The organism is Porcincola sp. LCP21S3_C12 (assembly GCF_052118625.1).
Lineage (GTDB): Bacteria > Bacillota > Clostridia > Lachnospirales > Lachnospiraceae > Porcincola.
Map to the genome: position 1 here is coordinate 1 of NZ_JBQKGW010000032.1, position 11,652 is coordinate 11,652.

At 45.7% G+C, this 11,652-nt stretch carries 11 protein-coding genes and 1 pseudogene; 9 read left to right on the top strand and 3 right to left on the bottom strand.

Translation table 11 applies throughout. From position 1 onward, the window contains the following. The first annotated feature begins 273 nt into the window (after positions 1-273). Positions 274-798, top strand: a complete 525-nt coding sequence (locus tag ACTQ1N_RS11905; protein WP_441956895.1) for a recombinase family protein — start codon at positions 274-276, stop codon at positions 796-798. Positions 799-1,110: 312 nt separating this feature from the next. Further along, positions 1,111-1,806 (top strand): helix-turn-helix domain-containing protein, encoded by a 696-nt coding sequence (locus tag ACTQ1N_RS11910; RefSeq protein WP_441956896.1) that lies wholly within the window; start codon positions 1,111-1,113, stop codon positions 1,804-1,806. A 291-nt stretch (positions 1,807-2,097) separates the two neighbouring features. Here ACTQ1N_RS11910 and ACTQ1N_RS11915 read toward each other — a convergent pair whose 3' ends face one another. Together ACTQ1N_RS11915 and ACTQ1N_RS11920 are read right to left on the bottom strand one after the other, a co-directional pair. Beyond that, positions 2,098-2,394 carry a hypothetical protein gene (locus ACTQ1N_RS11915; RefSeq protein WP_441956897.1) on the bottom strand — a complete coding sequence of 99 codons (297 nt, stop codon included), beginning with the start codon at positions 2,392-2,394 and terminating at the stop codon, positions 2,098-2,100. Next, the gene (locus ACTQ1N_RS11920; RefSeq protein ID WP_441956898.1) at positions 2,391-3,353 is read right to left on the bottom strand and encodes a poly(ethylene terephthalate) hydrolase family protein; all 963 of its coding nucleotides are present in this window, start codon (positions 3,351-3,353) and stop codon (positions 2,391-2,393) included. Before ACTQ1N_RS11920 ends, ACTQ1N_RS11915 begins: the two co-directional genes overlap by 4 nt. A gap of 110 nt (positions 3,354-3,463) precedes the next feature. On the opposite strand from ACTQ1N_RS11920, the gene ACTQ1N_RS11925 reads away from it, so the two are divergent. From ACTQ1N_RS11925 to ACTQ1N_RS11955, 7 genes are all read left to right on the top strand, one after another. Next, a complete protein-coding gene (locus tag ACTQ1N_RS11925; RefSeq protein WP_441956899.1) occupies positions 3,464-3,979 on the top strand; it encodes a TetR/AcrR family transcriptional regulator in 516 nt (171 codons plus the stop codon). 485 nt (positions 3,980-4,464) lie between these two features. Beyond that, positions 4,465-4,905, top strand: coding sequence for an Rrf2 family transcriptional regulator (locus ACTQ1N_RS11930; RefSeq protein ID WP_441956900.1), 441 nt, complete (start codon positions 4,465-4,467; stop codon positions 4,903-4,905). Between the two features lie 59 nt (positions 4,906-4,964). After that, on the top strand, positions 4,965-5,585 hold the full coding sequence (locus ACTQ1N_RS11935) for a 4Fe-4S binding protein (protein WP_441956901.1): 621 nt from the start codon (positions 4,965-4,967) through the stop codon (positions 5,583-5,585). Positions 5,586-5,589: 4 nt separating this feature from the next. After that, a complete protein-coding gene (locus ACTQ1N_RS11940; protein ID WP_441956902.1) occupies positions 5,590-6,396 on the top strand; it encodes a protein-ADP-ribose hydrolase in 807 nt (268 codons plus the stop codon). Continuing rightward, positions 6,377-7,366 (top strand): SIR2 family NAD-dependent protein deacylase, encoded by a 990-nt coding sequence (locus ACTQ1N_RS11945; protein WP_441956903.1) that lies wholly within the window; start codon positions 6,377-6,379, stop codon positions 7,364-7,366. The genes ACTQ1N_RS11940 and ACTQ1N_RS11945 overlap by 20 nt, the downstream gene beginning before the upstream one ends. Before the next feature lie 115 nt (positions 7,367-7,481). Beyond that, entirely contained in the window at positions 7,482-8,771 is a 1,290-nt protein-coding gene (locus tag ACTQ1N_RS11950) for an ATP-binding protein (protein ID WP_441956904.1), read from the top strand. A 1,055-nt stretch (positions 8,772-9,826) separates the two neighbouring features. After that, positions 9,827-11,047, top strand: a complete 1,221-nt coding sequence (locus tag ACTQ1N_RS11955) for an MFS transporter (protein WP_002584949.1) — start codon at positions 9,827-9,829, stop codon at positions 11,045-11,047. A gap of 80 nt (positions 11,048-11,127) precedes the next feature. On the opposite strand, the pseudogene ACTQ1N_RS11960 reads toward ACTQ1N_RS11955, so the two are convergent. Then, positions 11,128-11,541: pseudogene (locus ACTQ1N_RS11960) on the bottom strand (helix-turn-helix domain-containing protein); the annotation flags it as partial. Positions 11,542-11,652 lie beyond the last annotated feature (111 nt).

Here is an 11,652-nt window from a genome sequence, read left to right on the forward strand (position 1 = left end):
GGCATAAAGCAATCCGATGTAAAATCCATCAGAATAATTTATGCTGTGCCTCTTTTTAATTTGATTGAATGTGGTATGGTTTAGGACCAGATAAAATGCGGGATAACAACAAGGCAACTGCTTTTTAAGCTTGGCGTAACAAGGCAACTACTGTTTTTGAGGTTTTCGGAGGGTGTGTAATAAGGGAACTGTTGTCAGGACACATATTGTAAAAATGCCCAGACATCATTGCAATAAATAAGAAACTTAATGGGGCAAAAAGGAGAATGTCATATGGATGACATTAAGAATGTCGTACGCATAGAGAAAAACCGTGTCATCAAAGACTACAGTGTCGGTATCTATGCCCGGGTCAGCACAAACAGTAAGGAGCAGCTCGACAGCCTTGCCAATCAGATATCGGGGCTTACTCGTCTTGCGGCAGCACACCGGACATGGTTCGTTGCGGACATCTTTATTGATGTAGGTACGGCAAAGACAGGATCCATACGAGAACAATTCAACCGCATGATCAGAGAGCGCGAGAATATCAGAATCGGTCTGAAGCAGAGAACGGCTAACGGCACGTCCGGTTTATATGACAGACCGTGCTACGGATATTACAAAGACAAAAACGGCATGCTTGCCATCGATGAGAAAAAGGCGGAGGTCGTCCGGAACATCTTTGACTGGTATCTGGAAGAGGCAAGCGCGGTCGGCATCAAGAAGCAGCTGGAGAGCAAACAGATCAAAAGTCCCAGAGGGAAAGATACATGGAGCAAGCATACGATAGAATCCATCCTGATCAACATGAAATAAACCGGGGATGTAGCGATCGCGGATTCCGGTGGCTCCGAGAACCAGTATAAGCTTATTGATCACCACACCGGAATCATCTCCAAGGAGAAATTTGAGGCGGTGCAGATCGAGCGGGCGATGCGCAGCAATATGGAAATCACGGAAGATGGCTTGAAACGCAGAAGTACGAAGTACAGCTCCAAACGGAAGAAATAATAGGAATTTAAGCAGGCAGACAACATTGTCCGGCAGCAAAACACGGCATTTCTCGCTTTGTGTCGTGTTAAAGGATGATTCCGGATCGTATCATGGCATGGAAAGGAGGTCACCCATATGGATCAGGTCAAGATAGGCTCTTTCCTGAAAGAACTGAGGAAGGAAAGAAATCTGACACAGGAAAGTCTGGCTGAAAAGCTGAATGTCTCCAACAGAACGATATCCCGATGGGAGACAGGAAGCAATATGCCTGATATCGGTATGCTGGTCGAGATCGCAGAGTTCTATGACGTGAGCATACCGGAAATCATCAATGGAGAAAGGAAAAGCGAGAACATGAATCAGGAAACAAAAGAAACCGCTGTGGCTATGGCGGAGTACAGCCGTAATGAATTAAAAACAGGAAAGCAGAGAATCATCGGTGCATTGCTGTCGGGCTTCGGCATCTTTGTTATTGTATCGGCATTATCGATATTTCCGAGTGAAAGCAGCTGGGGAAGTATCTACTCTGTGATCGGGAGCATTATACTGATTGCGGGCATCTATTTCCTAACGAGAAGAATCCTGGCGAAGAAGGTGCAGCGTATTATTTGCATAGCTGCCTGTGCTGTCATTTTATTCGGGATATTCAGTGTCACCGACTATGTGGCCGTTAAACATTTTAATCAGGTGCCGAGATTCAGATATGAGACAGGATGGGATTCGAGCAATCCGGATCAGCTGGTCTATAAGACGCTGTTTTTTACTGCTGTCCGCAAGAACGCCGGAACGGAGAATGAAGTGGTTGAAATTCTAAAATATAGACCCCGTTGAGAATGAAATGCGCGAGACAACAGAACCGCTGAAAAATGCTGTATATATGCGGCATTTGTGCACATGAACGACAAATTCACAGATAGCCCCGTATCTCATGTGGAGACGGTAGTATTGATGATGTCAAGGGTAAAGGACTAAATCGTCTCCAAAGTCTGATTTTAAGCCTTTTTCGGTCATCCGGGATTTTCTTCCGGAGAGAATCGTAAACGCTCTGCGCAAAAATATCCAGGATGGCCTGAAAATAAAATGTAAACAACTTGTGACAGGATCGAAACTCGCATCTGGATGTCAGGGGTTGAGACTTGGGATTGGATATCGGGGTGCTGGGTGTAGGGGATGGATGTCGGAAAGACAAAACGGAATTTTGCGGATATACTGACCGTTATTTTTCTTTGCCATCAAAGGCTCGTGGAGGGGCTCAAAAAGATTTTTTGTATTAACAGTTCCCTGCGACAGATTTTGTATGGCGCCTACCATGATTTGCGTATGTGTAAGGAGAACGACCGCTCCTGCAATGAAGACAGCCAGTATGACTAAGATTGTCATTAACAGGGCATGCAGCTTATTTTTCTTTTTTTCAGTCATTTGTTCTTTTCAACATCCTGCCAGTTGATGTTATGGAGGATCTCCGCATTTTTTCCAATGAATACCGAGCCCGCTTCTTCATTACCTGTGAGCTGGTAAAGCATCCATGCAGTCATGTAGCCGTCTGAGCGCATCAGCATCTGCTCGTGCTCTGCACCGTTAGCTCTGCCGCGGACCTTCATGACGCTGTCGGTAACTTTGTCGTAATTTTCCATAAGAGCGGATAAGGGTGAAACGCCGCCAAAACCCTTCTCTGGGTCTTTGCCGGAGTCGTCCGATTTTCCGGTACCGGCAGCCATGAAATAAGGCACTGTAATTTTGGAGGTGTCATATTCCCAGCCCATATTCTTTGCAAGCGTGGGATAAGCTGCGCTTCCAGTGAAAATGGTCTTATAGTGCCTGCCGTTTTCATAATTTGTCAGTGCGCAGATTGCTCCGGCTCCGCCCTGGGAATAACCGATAATGCCCATGTTCTCATAGTCGATCTTGCCTGATAGTACGCTGTCGGCAGGGACATTCAGTATGAAGTCCAGAGTAAGGGAGGCCGTCTCGCCATTTCCGGTTTGCCCGTCCTCGTTTCCGACCACTATAAAGCCCCAAGAGGCTAAACGCGGAAAAAATGGTTCGAATGAGGAAGCGGGCGTGCCACTGGCGTTGACCACCGTGATCATCGGCCATACCTTGTCACCCGTTTCCAGGTCTTTGGGGTACCAAACCCGGATCTTACGGATAGATTCATTATCAGAAGCAAACTCTGTGTAGGCTGTCTCATAAGAACCGGGCTGAGAATACTTCATCTCCAACGGAGCATCCGATCTGAAGTTCTTGTAATAGCCCTCGACAATGTCGTTGTTCCCGTCACCACCAGGCAGCATGGACTTAATATAAAAGAATACTGCGATGCCCAGCGCGAGAATAATTGCTGACAGGACCAATACGATTTTCATCACCTTCTTCATAAAGGCCTCCTTGACAAACTGTTGAAATAAGTGTATCAATAAAATATCGATGATACAAGTGTTTCATCGAAAATGATACAATAGATTGAGGTTTGTTTCATCAGATGAATATGAACAACGAGCAGAAAAACTCTTATGTGAAAAAGCAGATTACAGCTGCATTGGTAGGCCTTTTAAAGGAGAAATCCATCGCCGATATCTCTGTCAAAGAATTGACGCAGAAGGCGCAGGTCGGCAGAGTTTCGTTTTACCGAAACTACCAAACAAAGGAAGACATTCTTAGAGAGGAGGCTGACCGTCTGATTAAAGAGTGGGGACGCCGTTATGAAACGAATCCTGAATCCTCCCCGGAAACGCTCTTTCCATCCCTCTTTGATTTCTACAGGGAAAATAAAGAATATTACACCATCCTTTATCAAGCCGGGATGGCCTCTGTCATGCTTGAAACGATTTTGAACACTATACAGATCACGGATGAGATGGAAAATTTGGAAGCTTATTTGAAATCATTTTGGGCATATGGGATTTACGGATGGATGATCGAGTGGATAAAGCGCGGGATGCCGGAATCCGGGAGCGAGTTGTTAACATTATTTAAGCAGGCAAATTTCAGTTTGTCGCTTTGATTTCTTTAGATATTTTTTTCCTCATTTGAAACGTGGATTTACGATGTGTTTCCGCAAACAGAGGCATATTTTCGATATGTTCCTACAGACAGCCGGGCAGCGTGATTATATTTTCCACTGTCTCGGGGCACGTCGAGACGGTCTGTTTGATGTCAAGGGTCGAAGGAAAATAGGCGCGAAAGCCCAGTAATAAAGCGGTTTTCGGGCAATCGAGCAAATTTGCCATCGGGCAGTATGAACGCTTCTCGGTAACTTATCCAAGGGCAATCCGGTTCAAAAAGTGTGAGAGTTGAGTTGCCACGATAGATGTCACTATGTTGAGTTGCCAAGTTAGATGTTGGGGAGTTGTGGCTGCGAGATAGATGTCAGAACTAATAATAAATTCCGGATGCATAAAAAGCGTCCGGAAATTTTTTTGAAAAAATAGATGTAACCATTGAAATTACATCATATTTAATGTAGAATGATAGCAGGAGGTGGTCATTATGCAGATATCGAGCAGGTTTACTGTGGCTTTGCATATCTTCACCTGTGTGGATACATTTAAGGATGAATATAAGGTTACGAGTGATTTTCTCGCAAGAAGTATAGGAACTAATCCGGTTATCATTCGCAAAATACTCACACAGCTACAAAATGCAGGGCTTATCACGGTAGCCAGAGGAACCGGTGGAATCGAACCAACAAGAAATCTGTCGGAAATATCCTTCTATGATGTATATCAGGCTATTGAGCCTTTGGAGGGCGGCGATTTATTCCGGTTCCATGAAAATCCCAGTCCTGAGTGTCCTGTCGGAAGAAATATCCACGCGCTGCTGGATGAAAAGCTGAAAGCAATCCAGAATGCGATGGAAGATGAAATGAAGAAATACACGATAGAGGATCTGCGGACGGGGATGCAGGAAATTCTCGAAAAAGAAGCCTGACGCAAATGGGACTCCGGAACAGATACGTTTCGGAGCCCTTTTCAAAGGAGATGCTGATCATGACAGCAAAAGATTATCTGAACTATGTGGTAAAGAAAATACACACGACTGTTGTTGCTACGGTAGACGATGAGGGGCTTCCCGTTACTGCCGCCATTGATATGATGGATACCGATGGGGACAGCCTGTACTTTTTGACCGCAAAAGGAAAGGGCTTTTATGACAGGCTTATCAAGCAGCAGTTTCTTGCATTTACGGCTATGAAAGGCGAAGATACCATGTCAAGCGTTGCCGTGTCTGTTCGCCGCAAGGTCAGAGAGCTTGGGCATGATAAAATCCCGGAACTGTTCGACAAGAATCCGTATATGCATGAGATTTACCCAACAGAAGAAGCGATGAAGGCACTGACCGTTTTTCAGATTTACAAAGGCAGCGGCGAATGGTTTGATCTTTCGAAAAAGCCGATAGAACGGGACAGTTTTACCTTTGGCGGAACAGAAAAAAAGCAGGAAGGATATTTTATTACCGATGCCTGTATTGGATGCGGAAACTGCACAGCAGTATGCCCGCAAAATTGCATCCTTACCGCTGGCATTCCATATGTGATTGAGCAGGCTCATTGTCTCCACTGTGGAAATTGTTTGACGACGTGTCCCGCAGGAGCTGTGGAAAGAAAGTAATCCTATGAGTGAGAAAATAACGCAGGAACAGCGGCTTGACTATCTTGTGAAAGAGTTCAAGGCTGATTCCGATGAATATAAAGATGTACAGGTGCCGGGAGATACGGAGGGAAAGCAGCGGATTTTGCGTTCTTTAATGAACATCCGTATGCCGAAGACGTTGTCAGATGATGTGCTTGCGGTTCAGGATGAATATCTGACCGGAAGAGCCAAAGAGAAAGGCATAGTGTATCTTTCCGACATCCCGATTATCCGGGACGGATTTTCCATTTGGCAGGGAGACATTACAAGGCTTGCGGTGGATGCCATTGTCAATGCGGCCAACTCGCAGATGCTTGGATGCTTTATACCGATGCACACCTGCATTGATAACTGCATCCATACTTTTGCCGGAGTTCAATTACGGGCTGAGTGTAATCGGCAGATGAATCATTTGCGCGAGAGATTCGGCAGGAACTATGAACAGGCAACCGCAGTTCCCATGCTGACGGATGCCTATAATCTTCCTGCAAAGAAGGTCATACATATTGTGGGGCCTATCGTGCAGAAACGGCTGACATCTGCACTTGAAAAAGACCTTGCTGATTGTTATAGAAACACACTTGATATGTGCAGGGAGAATGGACTGAAAAGTGTGGCGTTCTGCTGCATTTCTACAGGTGTATTCCACTTTCCAAATAAACGGGCTGCGGAGATTGCTGTCGATACGGTAGAAAAATGGATGGCTGATAATCCTGGAGTGATGGAAAGAGTGATCTTCAATGTTTTTAAGGATGAGGACAAAGAATACTATGAAGAACTTATACAGTGAACTGCCCAACGGCTATCAGGAGAGCATTCAGAAAGGACTCCGCGCGATGAGATATTTCAGCAGAAATATGTCATTCGGCGCGGGGACTGAGGAAGAACGGATCGGAAGGCTAAAAAAAGAAATTGAAAGTGCCGATGCCATTGTAATCGGAGCCGGAGCGGGCTTGTCTACAGCGGCAGGACTTACATACAGTGGAGAGCGTTTTGAACGCTACTTTTTCGATTTTGCAAACAGATATGGTATCCGAGATATTTATTCCGGCGGTTTCTATCCCTTCCCGGACGAAGAGACGCGCTGGGCATGGTGGGCAAGGCATATCTACTACAACCGCTATATCGATGCTCCAAAGCCTGTTTATGGAAAACTTCTCAATCTCATAAAGGACAGGGACTATTTTGCGATTACTACCAACGTGGATCACCAATTCCAGAGAGCAGGATTTGATAAAAAGCGTCTTTTCTATACGCAGGGAGACTACGGACTGTTCCAAAGTGTGAATCCATCACTTCAAAAAACATATGATAATGAGGAGTGGGTCATGAAGGCAATGGAGGCACAGGGTTTTGTGAAAGATGCTGACGGCGTATATCAGGTGCCGGAGGATGGGCGAATTGCGATGCGGATTCCATCAGATCTGATCCCGAAATGCCCGGATGACGGAAGGGGCGTCACAATGAATCTTCGTGCGGATGATTCTTTTGTGGAGGATGAAGGCTGGCACAGAGCATCGGCGGCATATTCCGATTTCCTTCGCAGGCATGAGAAACTTCATGTACTGTATCTGGAACTTGGCGTGGGAGCCAACACACCCGGAATCATAAAATTCAGCTTCTGGCAGTATACAAAAGAGAATCCAAATGCCTTCTATGCCTGCATCAACAAGGACGAGGCGTACTGCCCGGAGGAGATTGCGGATCAGGCGGTGTGTATGGACGTGGATATCGGAGAAGCACTGCGGAAACTATTTTAGAAAATAGAGCCACTGGCTTAAAGAAATTAATTGATATTGACATGAAGTTTATACTTGGATAATATCACTTTAGAAAACAAAGCCATTGGCTCAAATTACTAAATAGGAGAAGCTCATGATTATCGAACGGAAGCATTATCTTGAAAGATTGATTTCGAGGATCGATAACCAAATGATTAAGGTTATCACCGGTGTCAGGCGGAGCGGAAAAACATTTCTGCTGTTCAACCTGTTTTATCATTATTTGATTGAAAACGGAGTTCCTGAAGACCATATCATTACGCTGTCACTTGATGATATAGACAATAAGGAGTACAGAAAGCCGGAAAATCTGAACGCATATCTGAAGGAAAGGATCCAAAGTTCCACGGAGCATTATTTTGTGTTTCTGGATGAAATCCAGCTTGCGATCTCAAAGGAAGAACTGAAGCAGAAAGACACGAATGTTGAACTATATGGAATTCTGAATGGACTGTTGCGAAGGAAAAATGTGGATGTATATGTCACAGGCAGCAACTCGAAACTTCTGGCAACGGACGTATTAACAGAGTTCCGGGGAAGAGGAGATGAAGTAAGAGTACTGCCATTGTCATTCTCCGAATATTTTCCGGTGTTTGGCAAATCAAGGGAAGATACCTGGAGGAATTATTTGCTATATGGTGGGATGCCGAATATTCTCTCACTGAAAACGGACGAGCAGAAGGTGCATTACCTGGATTCTCTGAACCAAGAAATTTACCTTCGGGATATTGAGGAAAGATACGGCGTGAAAAACCCGTTGGGTATGGAAGAGCTGATGAAAGTGATAGCGTCGTCTGTCGGATCATTAACAAATCCCCAGAGAATTTCCGATACTTTTAAGAGTTCAGGAAGAAAAGAAGTTTCGGCGCCTACCATTGCAGATTATCTTATGTATCTTCAGGATGCGGGCCTGATATCAAAGGCAGAACGGTACGATGTCAAGGGAAGAAAATACATCTCAACGCCAGTGAAATACTATTACGCAGATACCGGGCTGAGAAATGCTCTGCTCGGATTCCGTCAGTTTGAAGAAACTCATCTGATGGAGAATGTGATTTACAATGAGCTGCTTTATCGCGGGTATTCTGTTGATGTCGGTGTGGTTCCGGTTCGAACGACGGAAAATGGATCAAGAATTAATAGAAAACTCGAGATTGATTTCGTTGCAAATAAAGGCAGCAAGCGCTATTATCTGCAATCGGCTTTTGCAATTCCTGATCAGGAAAAGATGAATCAGGAACAGGAATCGCTTGTTCACGTACCTGATTCGTTTAAGAAAATCATCATCACCAGCACAAATTCCCCTCTTTGGAGAAATGAGCAGGGGATTACGATCATGTCGATCTATGATTTTCTCCTAAATGACAACAGTCTTGAGCTGTGATTTAGGTCAGTTTACAAGGAACTACACGCAGACCGTGAAACGGGCTGCTGACAACAAACGGCGCTATGCTCCCGGCTGGGTGCATAGCACCTGTTTGTTGCGGGGGTTTCCAAAGGGGGCAGCGCCCCATTTGGCACACGACTTTGCGGAGCAAAGTGTAGTGTGTTATACGCTCTGTCGGCGTTGCCCTGAAAATACCGTTGCCGCCGGGGAGGGCAAGGGCATTTGACGCGGCAGGAAAGCAGGGCTTTGTTTGGGGCTGGTAAGCCGGAAACAAAGGGCTGATTTCAGCAGCAGACAGGGCGTATTATGAAAGCCCCCGTCCCTCGTCCTCCGCCCCCGGCCTATGGGACAAAAAGTCCCAAAGCTCTGGACACCGTGACCAGATGTGTGGCCACACTCCGGGAAAAGTAGCAGGACGGCAGGAAACCGTCAAGGCTGAAATGAATGGGCTGACGCCCGGCCTTGACCGTTCCCCGCCGCCCCGCTGGATGGGTGGACAAGGTGGCCAATCCCTAAAAGTGTTTGGCCGCACTCGTTCATTTTGGGGCCTTTCTTCTCCCAAAATTGAAATGGGCGGGAAAGCCCTAAAATGGCTTTCCCGCCTTGATTACCCATTAGCAAAGACGGGCGAGACTGTCAACGGCGGCGCTGAAAGCGCCGTTCATCTTGACCGTTGACTGGCTCGCCTGGCTTTGCTACTGCCCGTAAGAGATGGAAAAACAAGATGGAAAACAAGGTTAAAAATGGTTGACAAGTCTATCGGATGTGTGTTATACTGTGCGACAGTTTGAGATTGGAAGGAGGCTTACGTGTGTTAATTTGTGTACGCTAATAAGCAATAAAAAGTAGAAGTACCTTTCCACATGATGGTGGGCTTTTTTTGCGTGCGTATGCAAAGGAACACGTAGGTTTGACACGAGCAGTCTTTGAACTGTATCGTGGTGTTTTTTCGTGCTTTGTTGTTATGCAGGCGTCTGCCCTCTCTGTGGGACAACGCCTGCTTTTTATTGCAGAAACAAAGGAACAATGCAATAAAAAAGGAGGTTCGCATTATGACCCAAAACAACAATTCATGGAGAAAAACTTATTTTACACTTCTTGCCGGACAAGCAATATCCTTTATTAGCAGCGGTATTTTGCAAATGGCCATTATCTTTTATTTGGTTGCGAAAACTAATTCTGCAATCATATTGACGGCGGCAACACTGATTGGATTTTTGCCGCAAGCCTGTTTAGGCCCGTTTGCAGGTGCTTTTGTTGACCGGCACAGCCGTAAAAGCGTAATGATTGGTGCGGATTTGATAATTGCCGCCGCTGGCGGTATTCTGGCGCTGGTGGCGTTTTACATGGAATTGCCCGTATGGTCTATTATGGTTGTCCTGTTAATCCGAAGTGCGGGAACTGCTTTTCATTCTCCAGCATTCAGCGCAGCAACACCTATGATTGTGCCAAAAGAGGAACTTACAAAATGCGCTGGTTACACGCAGACCATGCAAGCAGTAAGTGCGATTATCAGTCCAGCTGCCGCAGCGTTTTTATATGCTGTTTGGCCTCTTAATGCAATTATATTGTTAGATATTGTGGGTGCAATCCTTGCCTGTGTGACTGTTGCGATTTCGTCCATACCAACGCCTGAACTATGTCCAGAAACGAAAAGACAACAGTTTTTACAGGATATGAAAGAGGGGTATGTGGTATTAAAGCAAAACAGGGGCCTCTTTGCTCTGCTCTGGATTGGTGTAATTTATATGTTCTTTTATATGCCAATCAGTACGCTTTTTCCTCTCATCTGTATGTCATACTTCAAAGGAACACCGGCCCATGCCTCTGCCGCTGAAATTGCTTTTGCGGTTGGTATGCTGCTTGGCGGAGTCATTCTGAGCATTTGGGGCGGTTTTAAGAAACGGCGGTACACCATCGGTCTTTCCGTTCTCCTGATGGGCGTTAGCAATATGCTCTCCGGGCTTTTGCCGCCAGACGCATTTCTTGTCTTTGTTGTGTGCTGTACTGTTATGGGAATTTCCGCTCCATTTTACGGTGTGCAAAATGCGATTTTTCAAGAAACGGTCAAACCAGAATATCTGGGGAGAGTTTTTTCTCTACTGACAAGCGCCGCTTCCCTCGCCATGCCGTTTGGCCTTGTCATTTCCGGGCCTCTGGCGGAGCGGCTGGGAGTTGAGAAATGGTTTGTCATTTGCGGAATTGGCATTATCATCGTTGCGCTTGCCGTATTTTTACTACCCGGTTTGAGAGAGATTGACAATACGCAATAATCAACTGCACCTTTTTCTATTACTAAACAAAATGCCTGGATGGTGGTTCTGAAAAACCAGAACCGCCGTTCAGGCATTTTTTATCTTCGTCCTCTCTGCGGTTTTGGATTCTTCAGCAAGTCGGATTTTTCCGCAATCTTTTTCAGCCACTTCCGTTCTTCTACTGACAGCTTCCTAAAATTCAGCTTGAGCCGTTTGCAGATAAACGCCAAGTACGCTTGTTCCGTGTCGCTGTCCTGGCTGACGATTTCACCAGCAGTTTCCAGCATTTCTTTTAGCGGGTTATCCTCTGGGACGCTGAAAAAATCGTCCTTGTGTGTTTCCCGCAGAGCAAGGGCAATCCCGTTTATGTCCCGTTGTATCACATAGCGGCAAAACTCGTCCTCATCAATATGGGCGGTGATAAGCTGTCTTAACTGCGTATCACTCATGCCAGGATTATGCTTTTTTATAACAGTTGCGCTCATCGTGTCCACTATGGCGTTTGCACCCTGCGTGTTGTCCGGCAAATTAAATGATGTCCCATCCGGCAGATTATTTCGCGCCGATTTTGGATTTCTACAGATGTGTCAGTCACTTTAAAAGTAACTGTTTCTGCGAATTGT